Here is a 14788-nt window from a genome sequence, read left to right as displayed (position 1 = left end):
CCCCCAGCCATCAGCCGGCTAATGAGTTTCCGACCCGACATAGGCAATCCGCAGCATATTGGTCGATCCGGGCGTCCTGAGCGGCACGCCGGCGGTGATGATCACGCGGTCGCCGGGCTTGCCGAAGCCTTCGTCGAGAGCGATGCGGCAGGCGCGGTCCACCATGTCGTCGAGGTCGATGGCATCCTCCGAGACGACGCAATGCGTGCCCCATAAGAGCGACAGACGGCGCGCCGTGTTGACGATCGGCGACAGCGCCACGATCGGCACCTGCGGGCGCTCGCGCGCGGCGCGCAGGCCGGTTGTGCCGGAGGCAGTGTAGGTGATGATGGCCGACAGTTTCAGCGTCTCGGCGATCTCGCGCGCGGCGAGCGAGATCGCGTCCGCTCCGGTCGCTTCCGGCTCCGAGCGCTGAGCGTTGATGATGCCGGCATAGGTCGGGTCGGTTTCGACTTTGGTGGCGATGCGGTCCATCATGGCGACCGCCTCGACCGGGTAGGCGCCGGCCGCGGATTCGGCCGAAAGCATGATCGCATCCGCGCCTTCGAACACGGCGATCGACACATCGGAGACCTCGGCGCGCGTCGGCACAGGTGCTGTGATCATCGATTCCAGCATCTGGGTGGCGATCACTACCGGCTTGCCGGCGCGGCGCGCGGCGCGGGTGATCTGCTTCTGGATACCGGGCACGGCTTCCAGCGGCATCTCGACGCCGAGATCGCCGCGGGCGACCATCAGCGCGTCGGAGAGTTCGATGATCTCGGGCAGGCGGGCCACCGCCTGCGGCTTCTCGATCTTGGCCATGATCAGCGCCCGGCCGCGCGCGATCTTGCGGGCTTCGGCCAAATCCTCCGGCCGCTGCACGAAGGATAGCGCCACCCAGTCGACGCTCGCCGCCAGCACCGCGTCGAGATCGGCGCGGTCCTTCCCGGTCAGCGCACCGACCGGCAGATCCGTGTCGGGCAGGCTGACCCCCTTCTTGTCGGAAATGCCGGTGCCGGCCACGACCGTGCAGGTGATCGACTTGCCGTCGCTCTTCAGAGCCTTGAGCTCCAGCTTGCCGTCGTCGATCAAAAGACGGTGACCGGCCTCGACCGAGCTCAGGATTTCCGGATGCGGCAGGTAGACGCGGCTGGACGTGCCGGGTTCCGGATTGTCGTCGAGCGTGAAGGTCTGGCCGACGGTCAGCGCTTCCTTGACGTTGGCGAACTTGCCGACCCTCAGCTTCGGCCCCTGCAGGTCGGCGAGAATGCCGATCGGCCGGCCTACGGCCGCCTCGACGGCGCGGATGCGGCCGACGAGCGTGCGCATCAGCTCGTGGTCGGTGTGGCTCATATTGATGCGGAAGACATCGGCCCCAGCCTCGAAAAGCTTCTTCAGCATCTCCTCGGACGAGGAAGCCGGACCGATGGTGGCGAGGATCTTGACCTTGCGGTTACGTCTCATTGACTATTTGTTCCCGGGGCGGGCGTCGCTGGCGCGCCTCCCGTTGCGGGCTCGTCGGTCAGCTGGACCATCCAGCTGGCCTGCTCGCCCGTGTCATATTCCTGAAATCCGGCGCGCTGGAAGCCCCGGGCGACGCAATCATTCACGCCGGCGATCTTGAACTCTTTTTCGGCGACGCACATGTTGATCGGGCCGTCCCAACGCCCGCCGCGCTCGGCGTCTTCTGCATAAAGATAGTAAAACCTTGATGACAGCGGACCCTCGATCAGCGTCTTGCAGGTCGATCCCTCGATGTGCCACCAGCCCTCGGTGATCCAGCCGGCTTTCGCCCGATAGCCGATGCCGACGCCGACCAGGTTTTGTGTCGCGTTGCAGACGCGGAAGTCGGCACGCGCCGGCGAGGTCGCAGCAATCGCGCACAGGCCTGCGCCAAAGATCAGGAGCGGCAGGGTCAGGCGGTTGCGCGGCCTGCCGGCAGAACCCATTCCAAATCCCTTCGCGAACCACATCTGCATCTCTCGAAGCCCTTTTCAGCAAACTCCGGGCGCATGTCAACGCGCCGTTTTGTTCAATTCCAATCGATTTAGTGAGGCTAGGCGCGCGGTTTGCCGTCCCATCCGGGATTTTTCGCAGAAACCGTGGCCAAACAACGGCATTGCGCCTGCGTCCTCTTCGTGGAATGACGATACCACTCCTGCCCGGATGCCAGCGACCAGACCGTTTTCAGCCGATGACCCGATCCACAGTTTTCGCGCCCTTCGACATCGTCGAGGGCGACCGCAAGAAAGGCATCGTGCTTCTGGCCGACCACGCCCGCCGCGACGTGCCCGACGAGTATGGCAGCCTCGGCCTGCCGGCGGCGGAGTTCGAGCGTCACATCGCCTATGACATCGGCGTCGAGACGGTGACGCGCGAGCTGGCGGCGGCGCTCGACGCGCCGGCCGTGCTTGCCGGCTTCTCACGGCTTCTGATCGACCCCAACCGCGGCGAGGACGACCCGACGCTGATCCGCCAGCTCTATGACGGCACCATCGTGCCGGGAAACTATCCGATGGCAGCCGAGGAACGGGAGAAACGGCTCGACCGCTTCTACCGGCCCTATCACGACGCAGTCGGCGCGATGATTTCCTCGGTGGCGCACGCCTCCGGCAAGGCGCCGTTCATCTTCTCGGTGCATTCCTTCACCCCCAGCATGCAGGGCATCATTCGCCCTTGGCATGTCGGCATCCTGTGGGACCGCGACGACCGTGTGGCGCGGCCGCTGATCGACATGCTTGCCGAGGACAAGGCGCTCGTCGTCGGCGACAACGAACCCTATGACGGCGCTTTGCGCGGCGACACCATGTTCCGCCACGCCATCGTCAACGGCTACGCCCATGCGCTGATCGAGATCCGCCAGGACCTGATCGCCGACCGCGCCGGCGCTCTTGCATGGGCGGAGCGGCTGGCCCCAATCGTTGACGCCATCGACCGCCGTGCCGATATACACGAGGTGAAGATTTTCGGCTCGCGCACCGGGCCGGTGTGACGGGCCTCAAGCCCACGGAGTTCCATGCAATGGCCGAACTCAGCAACGAGCAGAAACGCGATTTCGAGGCCGCCGCCTTCCGCCGGCTGGTCGATCACCTGCGCGAGCGCGGCGACGTCCAGAACATCGACCTGATGAACCTCGCCGGCTTCTGCCGCAACTGTCTGTCCAACTGGTATCGCGAGGCCGCCGAGGCCGACGGCGTCGCGCTCTCCAAGGACGAGTCGCGCGAGATCATCTACGGCATGTCTTATGCCGAGTGGCAGGCGCTCAACCAGACCGAAGCCTCCGAGGCCAAGAAGGCCGAGTTCGAGGCGAGGCGGCCGAAGGATCACTAGCGATGCCGAACACCTTCGCGACTTCGTCATTCTAGGGCGAAGCAGTCGCGAAGCGACGTCGCGGAGGCCCTAGAATCCATTCCGTGACGGCTGCCGAAGAGCACGGCGGTTCAGAATATGATCGTAACGGCGCAATCCTCGGGTCTACGCGCGTCGCTTCGCTCCTTGCTCCGCCATAGGATGACGAACAGAGTGACGTTTCTGCCAACCTCCAAAGCCGCGGCATGCCTCGAACGAAACCGATCCTCGGTCGGTCCCTTGGTCCAACCACTTCCTGAATGCGGTTCTTGACCGCCGATTGAATCGATCTAATTTGCCGCCCAAACCATTCGCGTTGCGGACAACCATGAGCGCGCAAACCACAATGCAAGCCGCGACGCGCGGCCGCTGGGCCGTTGCCGGCATTTTCCTTGCCAATGGCTTTCTCACCGGGAGCTGGGCGCCGCAGATTCCGGTGTTCCTCACCCGGCTGGACATTTCGAAATTCACGCTCGGCCTGCTGATCCTTTTGTTCGGCGTCGGCGCGGTGATGGCGATGACCTGGTGCGGCCATCTGATTTCCAGGCATGGCTCGCGCGCCGTGCTGCGTTGGTTCGGTCTCTGCGGCAGTTTCGGCCTGCTGGTCGTGGCGCTTGCGCCCAACGTGGCGCTGGCGGCAATCGCCATGCTCCTCTTCGGCGGCTCGATCGGCGGCATGGACGTCGCCATGAACTCCAACGCCGTGGTTGTCGAGCGGCGGCTCTCCCGCGCCATCATGTCGTCCTCGCATGGCTTCTGGAGCCTCGGCGGCTTCGCCGGCGGCGCGCTTGGCGGCTACGCCATCCAGAACTACGGCTACCTCGCGCATGCAACCGTCGTGACGGCAATTGCCTTCGCGGTCGTCGCCGTTGCCATCGGCTACCTCATCGCCGAGGACAGGCCTCAGGTCGCCGAGCACCAAAAATTAGCGCTGCCGCGCCACCCAATCGTCTATCTCGTCGGGCTGATGGCGCTGCTCACCATGGTCTCCGAGGGCGCGGTCCTCGACTGGGCGGCGCTCTACCTGCATCAGGAGCTCGGCGCCGACCTTGCCATTGCCGGCCTCGCCTATGCAGCCTTCTCCGGCGTCATGGCGCTGATGCGCTTCCTGGGTGACGGCGTACGCAACCGCTTCGGCGCGGTGGCGACGCTGCGCGGCTCGGCGCTCGCCGCCGCCGCCGGCATGTTCGTGGCCGGCCTTTCGCCCTCGCCCTGGCTTGCCATTGCCGCTTTTGCCTTCTGCGGCTTCGGCATCGCCAATATGGTGCCGATCCTGTTTTCGGCCGGCGGCAACCAGGAAGGCATGTCCTCCGGCACCGGCATGAGCGTGGTCACCACGATGGGCTATTCAGGCATTCTGGTGGCGCCGTCGGCGATCGGCTTCGTCGCGGAACATTCCAGCTTCGGCCCGATCTTCATCGCGCTCTCCGGCCTGCTGGTGATCGTGCTGTTGATGGCGAGCTTTGCTCACCGCGCCGAATTCGCCGCCGATCCGGCGCCGGCCGAGTAGCGCTTCAGCTCCTCGTACAGGAAATCCGCCACCCGACGGATGCGCATGCTGGTGCGCACATCGCGATGCATCGCAAGCCACACAGGCAGGTTCGGTAAAGGCACGTCGGGCAGCAGCTTCTCCAGGTCCGGATCGCGGTCCGCGAGCGGCTCCTGGCCGACGCCGATGCCGTTGCCGGCCCGCACCGCCTGCCAAAGCACGATCTGGTTGTCGGTCCTGAAGCGGAAATGGGTGCGGCCGACCGGAATGCCGTAGGCGGTGAAGCCGCGAATGATCTCGTCGCTGCGGTCGAAGCCGACCAGGGCATGGTCTGCGAGGTCGGCGGGCTTCTCCGGGCGGCCGCTCCGGTCGAGATAGGACTTAGCCGCGCACAGGCAGAGCGGAATGTCGGTGACCTTGCGCGCCACCAATTCGTTCTGCGCCGGCCTGACCATGCGGATGGCGATGTCGGCATCGCGCCGCAGCAGGTTCTCGACCTGGTTCGAAGCGACGATCTCGACCTCGATGCCCGGTTCCTCCTCGCCAAGACGCGCCGTCATCTGCGGCAGCACGCAGGCCGCGACCACCTCGCTGGCCGCGATGCGCACCGTGCCCTCGATCGCCTCGACCGATCCGAGCGCCAGCAACGAGAAGGCATTGGCCTGCTCGCTGACTGCCTGCCCGCGCTCATAGAGCGTGCTGCCCGCCTCGGTGAGCTCATAGCCGCGCCGTCCGCGCCGGAACAGCGTGACTCCCAACGTCTGCTCCAGCTCGGCGACGTGGCGGCCGAGCGTCGGCTGGCTGGCCTCCAGCCTGCGGGCGGCGGCCGAAAGGCTGCCGGTCTCGGCAACCGCGACGAAGCTCTTGATCAGGTTCCAGTCGAATTCTTTCATTCATTTTTGAATATCAGATCGCCGATCTCAGTCAATTTTCATTCAGTTATGGAGGCATCAAATTAGCGAGGCAAACGCAAGCAACGGAGACGTCAAATGACCAAGATCGCAATTCTGGGCGCCAATGGCCGGCTCGGTCGCGTGGTCGCCAAGGCCTTCATCGACGCCGGTTTCGACGTCCGCGCCGTCACCCGCACCGGCAAGGTGCCGGCCGAGCTCAAGGGCGCCACGGCGATTGCCGGCGACGCGCTGGACCGCCAGTCGCTGATTCGCGCCACGCAAGGCGTCGACATCGTCTTCAACGGGCTGAACCCGATCTACACCGACTGGGGCAAGTGCCTGCCGATGGCCGAGAACGTCATGGCCGCCTGTCATGCGAATAATGCGCTGCATCTCTTCCCCGGCACCGTCTACAATTACGGCTCGCCGATGCCGCAGGTGATCAGCGAGGAAACGCCTTTCCATCCAACCACCGAGAAGGGCCGCATCCGCTGCGCCATGGAAGAGCTGTTTCGCCGCGAGGCCGACGTCGGCCGCGTGCGCACCATTCTGCTCAGGGCCGGCGATTTCTTCGGCGGTACCGGCAGCGGCTCCTGGTTCGATCTCGTCGTCGCCGCCAAGATGAGCAAAGGCACCTACACCGCCCCCGGCCCGGCCGACCTCGTGCATGAATGGGCTTATCTGCCGGACTTCGCAGCGGCCTTCGTCGGCCTGGCGCGCAACCTCGACAAGCTCGGCTTCTACGAGGCGATCAATTTCCCGGGCCACGCCGTCACCGATCTCGACATCAAGGCCGCGGCGGAGAAGGCGCTCGGTCATAAGCTGAAGCTCTCCTTCATGCCTTGGTGGGTTCTGCGCGCCGGCAGCCCGTTCGTGGCCATGTGGCGCGAGATCGTGTCGATGTCCTATCTGCGCTTCGAAGCGCACCGCCTGGTCTCGGCGCGGCTGGAAGAGGTCATCGGCGAAATCCAGCACACCCCGCTCGATCGGGCGGTTGCGGAAGCCATGCAGGATATCGGCATCGCCGTTGCGCCCTCGCGTCAGGCCGCCTGATCGCGACAAGAGAGCATCCAGAAATGAAGCGGCCGGTCCGGAAAGTCCGGCCGCAATGTTGAGGTCAAATCCTGCCCATCAACAAAAGGATCAGCAGCACTATCAGAATGACGCCGACGATCCCCGATGGGCCATAGCCCCAGGAGCGCGAGTGCGGCCATGCCGGAACGGCACCGATCAGGATCAAGATCAGGATGATGATGAGAAGTGTGCTGATCGTCATGAAAAGCCCTCGCCGTATGGTTGAATACGAGGGAACAATGCAAAAAGCCGCCCGGTTGTTCCCCGGGCGGCTTTTTTGCCATTGGGTTCGAAACCGGCCTATTCCGCGGCTTTCGGGAAGGCCGCCCCCGGTTCGAGGTCGGTTTCCACGGTCGGTTGATCGGTCGTCGCTTTGGCCTTGCCACGTCGGAACAGGCGGCTGAACCAGCCGCGCCGCGCGCCGGGCTTCACCTTGGCGCGGGTGAACACCATCAGCATCGAGGGCGTCACCACCAGCGTCAGCAAGGTGGCGAAGGAGAGGCCGAAGACGATCGCCGAGGACAGCGAAATCCACCACTGCGTCGACGGCGCGTTGATCGTCGTCTCGTGATGGAAGATTTCGAGGCCGAGGCCGAAGGCGATCGGCAGCACGCCGAGGATCGCCGACACCGCCGTCAGCACCACCGGCCGCGCGCGTTCGCGGCAGGTCTGCAGCACCGCGTCCATCTTGTCCCAGCCCTCCTCGCGCAGCCGGTCATAGGTGTCGATGAGCACGATGTTGTTGTTCACCACCACGCCGGCGAGCGCGATGACGCCGATACCCGACATGACGATGCCGAAGGCCTCGCCGGTCAGAAGCAGCCCGAGGAACACGCCGATCGTCGCCATGACCACGCAGGACAAGACAAGCCACACGCTGGTGAACTTGTTGAACTGCGCAAGCAGCACCAGGAAGATCAGGAAGATCGCGGCGCCGAAGGCCTTGCTCAAGAAAGCGCTGGCTTCCGCGCTGTCCTCGTTGGAGCCGGCGAGCTTCCAGCGGATGCCGCTGCCGAGGCCCAGGTCGGCGACGGCCTGAGTGACCTCCTGCTGCACAGCCGCCACCTGCGCGCCCGCGCTGACATTGGCCTGGACGACCACGGTGCGCGCGCCATCGATGCGGTTAAGGATGCCGACCGTCGGCTCGGGCTTGCGCACCACGAAGTTCGAGATCGGCACCGACCCTTGCGAGGTCTGCACCCGAAGCTCGTCAAGCGTCGACAACGTGCGCCGGTCTTCCGGCAGACGCAGCCGGATGTCGACCGCGTCGTCGGCGCCGGCCGGCCGGTACTCCGACAGCTTGAGACCGTTGGTCACGAGCTGCACCACCGTGCCCACGGAAGTCGGGCTGATGCCATACTGCGCGGCCTTGGCGCGGTCGACCTCGAGCGCCCAGTCGACGCCGGGCGGCGGCAGGCCGTCCGAAACATCGATGACGTTGGGTACCTTGGCGATCCGCGCCGCCACCGCGCGCGCCTTGTCGTCGAGGCCGGCAGGATCGGCGGCCGACAGCCTGATCTGGATCGGCTTGCCGGTCGGCGGGCCGGCTTCCGGCACGCGCACCTCGACATCGACGCCGGGAATCCCGGCCATCACCGCGCGCAGATCGTCGAGGATCTGGTTGGCGGACTTGCGTTCGCGCCAGTCGACGAATTCGTACTGGATCACGCCGACGACGTCTTCCGGGATGTCCTGGCCGCCGCCTTGCGTCTTGCCGACGCGGGTATAGACCGACTTCACCCCTGGCCAGCCGAGCAGGCGGCTTTCGGCCGTCTTGGTGGCGGCGTCCATTTCGGCCAGCGAAAGGTTGCCGCGGGCATGCACGTAGAGCAGGCCGTAATCCGGCTCGACATTGGGGAAGAACTCGACGCCGGCGCCGTACTTGGAGCAGGCGAAGCCGACGCCGACCAACAGGCCGACGGTGAGCAGGATGACGGTGATCGGGAAGCGCACCGCCTGCTTGACCAGCGCCATGTACCAGCCGTCGCGGTTGCTCTCCTCGTGATGCGCCGGCGCCTTGGCGAAGATGGCGCCGAGCGTCGGCGCGAAGACCAGCGCGTAGAGCATCGAGGCCGACAGCGTCACGATCAGCGTGATCGGCATGTATTTCATGAAGTCGCCGATGATGCCGGGCCAGAACAAGAGCGGCGAGAACGCGGCGATGCGCGTCATCGTCGCCGCGATGACCGGGCCGGCCATGCGCTTGGCGGCGAGTGCGAAGGCGTCGGCCTTCGGCATGCCTTCGCTCATGCGCCGTTCCGCGAATTCGGTGACGATGATGGCATCGTCGACCAGCATGCCGACCGCCAGGATGAGGCTGAACAGCACGATCATGTTGATCGTGTAGCCCATCATGGCGAGCAGAAGGATGCCGATCAGGAACGACGACGGGATGGCGAGCCCGATAAGCAGCGAGGCGCGTCCCGACAGCGCATAGAGGATAACGATGAACACCAGGATCACCGCAATCATCACATGGTTCTGCAGGTCGCCGAGCAGCTGGTTGACGAAGACCGACTTGTCCTGCGTGTAGGTGACATGCATGCCTTCCGGCATCGACTTGATGAAGTTGTCGGACACTTCCCTGACATGGGTCAGCGTATCGATCAGATTGGCGCCGATGCGCTTCTTCACCTCGATGGCGATCGCCGGCTTGCCGTCGAGCCGGGTCACCGTCTCGGCGTCCTTGAAGGTCGAGCGTACGGTGGCGACGTCCTTCGCCTGCACCACGGCATTCGGTGTGGCGACGACCGGCAGGTTGGCGACGTCCTCGGGCGTTTCGATCAGCGACGGCACCTTGACCGCGTATTTGCCTTCCGAGCCTTCGAGATTGCCGGCCGCGACAAGGCTGTTGGAAGCAGCGACGCCTTGGATCACCTGGTCGAGCTGCAGCCCGTAGGAGGAGAGCTTCACCGGATCGATGACGACTTCGACCAGATCGTCGCGCGCGCCCTGCAGCGAGCCTTCCAGCACGCCCGGCACCTCCTCGATGCGGTCGCGCAGTTCGCGCGCCGCGGCGGTCAGCACGCGCTCCGGCACATCGCCCGACAGCGTCACGACCAGAACCGGGAATTCGGAAACGTTGACTTCGGTGACGGTCGGCTCCTCGGCCGCCTGCGGCAGATCGGCCTTGGCGTCCTGCACCTTGCTGCGCGTATCCTGCAGCGCGGTGGCCAGATTGGTCTGCGGCTGGAATTCGACCAGCACGTAGCCGCCGCCCTGGAAGGCGGCCGAGCGCATCTCCTTGAGCCCCTTGAGGCTCTTCAGCTTGCTTTCCATCGGCCTGAGCAGCAGGCGCTCGGAGTCCTCCGGCGAGATGCCCTGGTAGACCAGGCTGACATACATCATCGGAATCGGAACGTCGGGCTCCGCTTCCTTCGGCGTCGCTTGATAGGCGACCCAGCCCGCGACGAGCAGGAACATCAGCGCCGATATCGTGAGGCGGGCGTTGTGAATGGCGAGTCTGACGATGTCCATGACTTGTGCCTGCTGTTTCTATGGAAGCGGCGACACTGGCCGGCGGCGCCGGTCGAGCCGGCGCCGGGCGGTCGCGCTACTGCGTGCCGGCGGTGGCTTCGCTGATCAGCTTGTTGATGGTCGCCTGGTCGGCCTCGACGGGCTTCACCGGATCGCCTTCCTTCACCAGCTCCTGGCCAGCGACGATGATGCGCGCATCCTGCGGGATGCCGCCGAGCACCAGTCCATGCGGCGTATCGTCGACGAGGTCGATCGGGAAGAACGCCACCTTGTCGTCCTTGCCGACGGTGCGGATGCCGAGGTCGCCCTTGTCGCCCAGCGTCACCACCGAGCGCGGCAACAGCACCGCATCGGTCGGCTCGGCGCTGAGCGTGATTTCGGCCGTCATGCCGGCGGGGATTGAGCCATCCCCATTGGGGATCGCCACCTCGACGCGGAAGGTGCGGGTTTGCGATGAGGCATCGCGGCTGATATAGCGCACCGTGCCGGTGACCTTCTGGTCGTTGACCAGGCGCACATTGGCTTCGTCGCCGATCTTGATGTAGCGCAGGTCGCGCTCGCTGATCTCGCCGCGCGCGATCACCGGGTCGAGCTTCAGGATCGTCGCCACCTCGCCGCCTTGCATGACCGAGCTGCCGAGTTCGACCGGCACGCGGTCGATGACGCCGTCGAACGGCGCCTTCACCTCATTGCGGTCGAGTTCGGCCTGCGCCGTCTCGACCATCGACTGCGCCGCCGTCAGGTTCGAGCGCGCGGTGTCGAGCTGCAGCTTGGGCAGGTTGCCGGTCTTCATCAGCCGCAGCGCCGCTTCGAGTTCGGCCTGTCGCTGCACCAGGAGCTGCTTGGCGTTGTCGACGTTCGAGATTTTCTCCTCGGCCGCGAGCATCAGCACCAGGTCGCCCGTCTTGACGTGATCGCCCTGCTTGACCGGCAGCTTGTCGATGACGCCGGCGACGCGCGTGGCGAGCACCGCCCGCTTGTCGGCCTCGGTCAGCCCGGAAATGCGGATGGCGCGCGCGTAGGTCTTGCGCGGCGGCGTCACCACCGCGACGGTGCGTGGCGCAGCCTTCGGCCCGGCCTCCGCCGTCTTCGGCTTTTCGGCCCCGGATTGCGTGGCTTTGTCTGCTTCTCCTGCCTTCTGGTGGTCGGCGGCGCTGCCCACCGACGAGAACTCGCCCGTTGCCATCCAGGCAGCGAATCCGATGAGCACAGCAATGGCTGCAAGCTTGTGAAACCTGATTTTCGGCATCGTAGTTTTTTTCCGTTGCAGGCTTGGCGAGGTCGGCGCTTCGACTCCCTGGCGCGCGGCCGATATGGGTGCGCGCAAAGCCATGTTCAATTTGCCGTGATCGGCGAAGCGCGCTTCTACCTCAAAGTTGCGGCGCAATATAGTCAGAAAAATTGCAGCATCATTGCGCTTTCAATCGGTGGATGCTGGCTTTTTCCACTTTTCGGACCTTCGGCCGCCGGCTTTTCCCGGTCCGGACAGATATTTTTGTTCGCAGGACCCTCAATGGCAGCAGGAGTCAGCATGCTGCGGAATTTTTTCGCGCAATGACTTGCTGCATTGGCATGAGACAACGCTGAGGACGCGCCCACTTCGAAAATAAATGCTGTCAGCCGATCAAGTTCAGCAAGCGGAACAGCCGCTCGAATGTCCTGCCATAGGGCGGTCTGAGCAGGCCGCCGGCGCTTAGCCTGGACTGGACGAAGATCGGCTTTTCCTTGCTGAAGGTCCGGAACCCCCATTCGCCGTGATAGGCGCCCATGCCGCTTTCGCCGACGCCGCCGAATGGCTGCCGCTCCTGCACCAGATGCATCATGCAGTCATTGACCGTGACGCCGCCGGCCACGGTTTCCCGCATCACCCTTTGGCGATTGGCGCTATCCTTGCCGAACCAATAAAGAGCGAGCGGACGCTCGCCCCGGTTCACATGCTCGATGGCGTCGTCGACCGTGCCGTATTCGAGGATCGGCAGCACCGGGCCAAAGATTTCCTCGCGCATCAACCGCAAGGTCTCGCCGGGATTCCTGACCAGGACGGGCGCCATCTTGCGGTCGGTGACGCCAAGCTTTTCATTTGCCGGGTTGACCTCGGTGACATCGGCGCCGCCTTCGCGCGCCTCGGCGATCATGTCGCTCAGCCGCTGGTGGTGCCGTTCGCTGACGATCGCCGTGTAGTCGGGATTGTCGCGCAGGCGCGGATAGAGTCGCGCCATCGCAGCAGCGAGTTTCGTAGCGATCGCGGCACTTTGCCCTTGCGGGACCATCAGATAGTCGGGCGCGATGCAGGTCTGGCCCGCATTCAAAAGCTTGCCGTAGGCGACGCTTGCGACGGCAGCATCGAGATCGCAGGACGCATCGAAGATCGCCGGCGACTTGCCGCCGAGCTCGAGCGTGACCGGCGTCAGATTGGCGGCCGCGGCCAGCGCCACCTGTCGGCCGACGGCGGTGGAGCCGGTGAACAGCAGGTGATCGAAAGGCATCGACACGAATGTCTTGCCGACCTCGGCATCGCCGATCACCACGCACATCTCGTCAGGAGAAAAATGCTCTTCGACCAGCCGGGCAAGCAGGTCCGAGAACTTCGGCGTCAGCTCGGAAGGCTTGAGCAGCACCCGGTTGCCGGCGGCTAAAGCGGCGGTCGCCGGCGCGACGGCGAGCTGGAACGGATAATTCCAGGGCGAGACAATGCCGACGACGCCGAGCGGCTGCGGCAAAAGCCGATTGCGCCCCGGCAGGAAGGGCAGGCTGGTGGCGACGCGGCGCTCGCGCATCCATCCCCGCAGATGCCGAATGGCGTGCCTGATGCCGGCGCGAACGACGAACAGTTCCGCAAGCCGCGTTTCCTGCTGAGCCCTGCCGGAAAAATCGCTGTCGATCGCCGCGCAGATCTCGGCCTCATGCTTTTCGGTGAGAGCGAGCAGGCGCTTCAGCCGGTCCTTGCGCACCTCGAGACTGGGAAAAGGCTCCTTCTCGAATGCTCTGCACTGCGCTTCAAACCTGACCCCGAGGGAGTTCTGTCTGGTCTGCAGCATCGCTACCTCCCCTTTACGTTCAGGTAAAAGTACATCGCTCAGGAGGTCGAATCCAGCATCTCGCCGGTGCCGTTGGGGAAGCTTCAGCGCGAACTAATGGATGCCGGAGCAATTCGACGCCAGAGCAATTCCAGGAAAAGTGCGTAGCGGTTAGGCTCGCCGGCGCGCCGACTCCGGTTTGATGCGCGCTGCGAGGAATTCCTTGACCCGCCGCCCCGGCGCCGGACCGCGCACCGGCTTGAAGCCGTCGTCGAGCTCGCCCGACAGGTCGAGCGTCGCTTGGCTGCCGACGGCGTCGTAATTTTCCTCCAGCCAGTCGCTGGCGGCATTTCGGCCGAGGTCGCGCAGATAGGCGAGGAAGGCCCATTCGGCATTGACCTTGGACGAAGCCGAAAGGTCCTTGAACGCCTCGTCGGCGTCGATCCTGTGCATGCGGATGTCGCGGTATTCGCCATGCGGCAGGCGGCCGGCCGCGATCAGCTCCTTGACGAAGGCAATCGAGCGGAATTCGCGCAGGAGCCCTGCGTTGAAGGTGATCTCGTCGATCCGGTTCTGGATCTCGTTGGCGCTCTTCGGCGTGCCTTCGCGCACCACCGGATTGATCTGCACCAGCAGCACATCCTCGGTCGCCGCCGTCTTGAAGAACGGATAAAGCGCCGGATTGCCGCCATAGCCGCCGTCCCAGTAAGGCACCCCCTTGATCTCGACCGCGCGGAACAATTGCGGCAGGCAGGCAGAGGCCATCACCGTGTCGAGGTCGATCTCGCCGTCGGAAAAAACGCGCAGCTGTCCGGTCTCGACATTGGTCGCCGAGATGAAGAGCTCGATCGACTTGCAGGCGCGCACATTGCGGAAGTCGATTTCCTTCTCGACCACGTCGCGCAGCGGATTGAGGCCGAGCGGATTGGCGATGTAAGGCGAGAAGACCCGCGACATGGTATCGAAGAAGAAATAGCCGGGCGTATTCTCGATCGACCAGTTGCCCCACACGACATCCCACGGCATGCGCTGCACCGGGCTGAAGCGGCCCTTCGAGGCCACCGCACGCCAGAACTCGTCGAGCTTCTTGCGCGCGCCCTCGACGCCGCCGCGCACGAAGCCGTCGGCCAGCGCGACCGCGTTCATGGCGCCGGCGCTGGTGCCGGACACGGCCGCGATTTCCAGCCGCCCGTCCTCGAGCAAGCGGTCGAGCACACCCCAGGAGAAGGCGCCGTGCGAACCGCCGCCCTGGAGCGCGACGTTGATCTTCTTCTTTTCCCCCGCCTTGCCGTTCTTCGCCATTGCGTTCCTTGTCTCGATGCTTCGGCCTGCCCCTGCGTCATAAGGAGCAGCCCAGCGCAATCAGCCTATGTTGCAGTGCAGCATATAAGGGCGAACCAAGGCAAGAACACGAACACACAAGCGTGATCGGTTGAAATTTCGGTCATGGGAGTGTTCTTTTCCTCGCCCCACGAAGTGGGGAGAGGTGGCCCGGCGAAGCCGGGACG

The 14788-nt window shown here is 64.8% G+C and carries 12 protein-coding genes; 4 read left to right on the top strand and 8 right to left on the bottom strand.

Annotated features, from left to right (window positions below; genetic code table 11):
* Window positions 1-18 precede the first annotated feature (18 nt).
* Window positions 19-1446, bottom strand: a complete 1428-nt coding sequence (gene pyk, locus RFM40_RS04125; RefSeq protein WP_320277171.1) for a pyruvate kinase — start codon at window positions 1444-1446, stop codon at window positions 19-21.
* Window positions 1443-1931: a DUF1036 domain-containing protein gene (locus RFM40_RS04120; RefSeq protein ID WP_320230156.1), complete on the bottom strand. Its 489-nt coding sequence runs from the start codon at window positions 1929-1931 to the stop codon at window positions 1443-1445. The genes pyk and RFM40_RS04120 overlap by 4 nt, the downstream gene beginning before the upstream one ends.
* Before the next feature lie 245 nt (window positions 1932-2176).
* Here RFM40_RS04120 and RFM40_RS04115 point away from each other — a divergent pair, with 245 nt between their 5' ends.
* The 3 genes from RFM40_RS04115 (at window position 2177) to RFM40_RS04105 (ending at window position 4840) form a co-directional block, all read left to right on the top strand.
* On the top strand, window positions 2177-2974 hold the full coding sequence (locus RFM40_RS04115) for an N-formylglutamate amidohydrolase (RefSeq protein WP_320230155.1): 798 nt from the start codon (window positions 2177-2179) through the stop codon (window positions 2972-2974).
* A 29-nt stretch (window positions 2975-3003) separates the two neighbouring features.
* Window positions 3004-3312, top strand: a complete 309-nt coding sequence (locus RFM40_RS04110; RefSeq protein WP_320230154.1) for a DUF1244 domain-containing protein — start codon at window positions 3004-3006, stop codon at window positions 3310-3312.
* Between the two features lie 346 nt (window positions 3313-3658).
* Entirely contained in the window at window positions 3659-4840 is a 1182-nt protein-coding gene (locus RFM40_RS04105; protein ID WP_320230153.1) for an MFS transporter, read from the top strand.
* Here the strand turns inward: RFM40_RS04105 and RFM40_RS04100 are convergent.
* On the bottom strand, window positions 4798-5712 hold the full coding sequence (locus RFM40_RS04100; protein WP_320230152.1) for a LysR family transcriptional regulator: 915 nt from the start codon (window positions 5710-5712) through the stop codon (window positions 4798-4800). The two genes, RFM40_RS04105 and RFM40_RS04100, sit on opposite strands and share 43 nt — an antisense overlap.
* A gap of 96 nt (window positions 5713-5808) precedes the next feature.
* Between RFM40_RS04100 and RFM40_RS04095 the strand changes: the two genes are divergently transcribed.
* Window positions 5809-6765 (top strand): SDR family oxidoreductase, encoded by a 957-nt coding sequence (locus RFM40_RS04095; RefSeq protein WP_320277170.1) that lies wholly within the window; start codon window positions 5809-5811, stop codon window positions 6763-6765.
* A 64-nt stretch (window positions 6766-6829) separates the two neighbouring features.
* On the opposite strand, the gene RFM40_RS04090 is transcribed toward RFM40_RS04095, so the two are convergent.
* The 5 genes from RFM40_RS04090 to RFM40_RS04070 all read right to left on the bottom strand — a co-directional run bounded on the left by RFM40_RS04090 (window position 6830) and on the right by RFM40_RS04070 (window position 14582).
* Window positions 6830-6988 carry a DUF3309 family protein gene (locus RFM40_RS04090; RefSeq protein WP_126097488.1) on the bottom strand — a complete coding sequence of 53 codons (159 nt, stop codon included), beginning with the start codon at window positions 6986-6988 and terminating at the stop codon, window positions 6830-6832.
* A 98-nt stretch (window positions 6989-7086) separates the two neighbouring features.
* Window positions 7087-10263 carry an efflux RND transporter permease subunit gene (locus RFM40_RS04085; RefSeq protein ID WP_320277169.1) on the bottom strand — a complete coding sequence of 1059 codons (3177 nt, stop codon included), beginning with the start codon at window positions 10261-10263 and terminating at the stop codon, window positions 7087-7089.
* Window positions 10264-10339: 76 nt separating this feature from the next.
* Window positions 10340-11512 (bottom strand): efflux RND transporter periplasmic adaptor subunit, encoded by a 1173-nt coding sequence (locus RFM40_RS04080; RefSeq protein WP_320230149.1) that lies wholly within the window; start codon window positions 11510-11512, stop codon window positions 10340-10342.
* A 367-nt stretch (window positions 11513-11879) separates the two neighbouring features.
* Window positions 11880-13301: a coniferyl aldehyde dehydrogenase gene (locus tag RFM40_RS04075; RefSeq protein WP_320277168.1), complete on the bottom strand. Its 1422-nt coding sequence runs from the start codon at window positions 13299-13301 to the stop codon at window positions 11880-11882.
* Window positions 13302-13451: 150 nt separating this feature from the next.
* Window positions 13452-14582 (bottom strand): patatin-like phospholipase family protein, encoded by a 1131-nt coding sequence (locus tag RFM40_RS04070; protein ID WP_320230147.1) that lies wholly within the window; start codon window positions 14580-14582, stop codon window positions 13452-13454.
* Window positions 14583-14788: the final 206 nt, after the last annotated feature.

The sequence above is a fragment of the Mesorhizobium captivum genome (assembly GCF_033977165.1).
GTDB classification, from domain to species: domain Bacteria; phylum Pseudomonadota; class Alphaproteobacteria; order Rhizobiales; family Rhizobiaceae; genus Mesorhizobium; species Mesorhizobium captivum.
This window is presented reverse-complemented; position numbering and strand designations above follow the sequence as displayed.

Coding starts and splice junctions, on each gene's coding strand:
- pyk (WP_320277171.1), bottom strand. CDS start 1,446: ATGAGACGTAACCGCAAGGTCAAGATCCTCGCCACCATCGGTCCGGCT.
- RFM40_RS04120 (WP_320230156.1), bottom strand. CDS start 1,931: ATGGGTTCTGCCGGCAGGCCGCGCAACCGCCTGACCCTGCCGCTCCTG.
- RFM40_RS04115 (WP_320230155.1), top strand. CDS start 2,177: ATGACCCGATCCACAGTTTTCGCGCCCTTCGACATCGTCGAGGGCGAC.
- RFM40_RS04110 (WP_320230154.1), top strand. CDS start 3,004: ATGGCCGAACTCAGCAACGAGCAGAAACGCGATTTCGAGGCCGCCGCC.
- RFM40_RS04105 (WP_320230153.1), top strand. CDS start 3,659: ATGAGCGCGCAAACCACAATGCAAGCCGCGACGCGCGGCCGCTGGGCC.
- RFM40_RS04100 (WP_320230152.1), bottom strand. CDS start 5,712: ATGAAAGAATTCGACTGGAACCTGATCAAGAGCTTCGTCGCGGTTGCC.
- RFM40_RS04095 (WP_320277170.1), top strand. CDS start 5,809: ATGACCAAGATCGCAATTCTGGGCGCCAATGGCCGGCTCGGTCGCGTG.
- RFM40_RS04090 (WP_126097488.1), bottom strand. CDS start 6,988: ATGACGATCAGCACACTTCTCATCATCATCCTGATCTTGATCCTGATC.
- RFM40_RS04085 (WP_320277169.1), bottom strand. CDS start 10,263: ATGGACATCGTCAGACTCGCCATTCACAACGCCCGCCTCACGATATCG.
- RFM40_RS04080 (WP_320230149.1), bottom strand. CDS start 11,512: ATGCCGAAAATCAGGTTTCACAAGCTTGCAGCCATTGCTGTGCTCATC.
- RFM40_RS04075 (WP_320277168.1), bottom strand. CDS start 13,301: ATGCTGCAGACCAGACAGAACTCCCTCGGGGTCAGGTTTGAAGCGCAG.
- RFM40_RS04070 (WP_320230147.1), bottom strand. CDS start 14,582: ATGGCGAAGAACGGCAAGGCGGGGGAAAAGAAGAAGATCAACGTCGCG.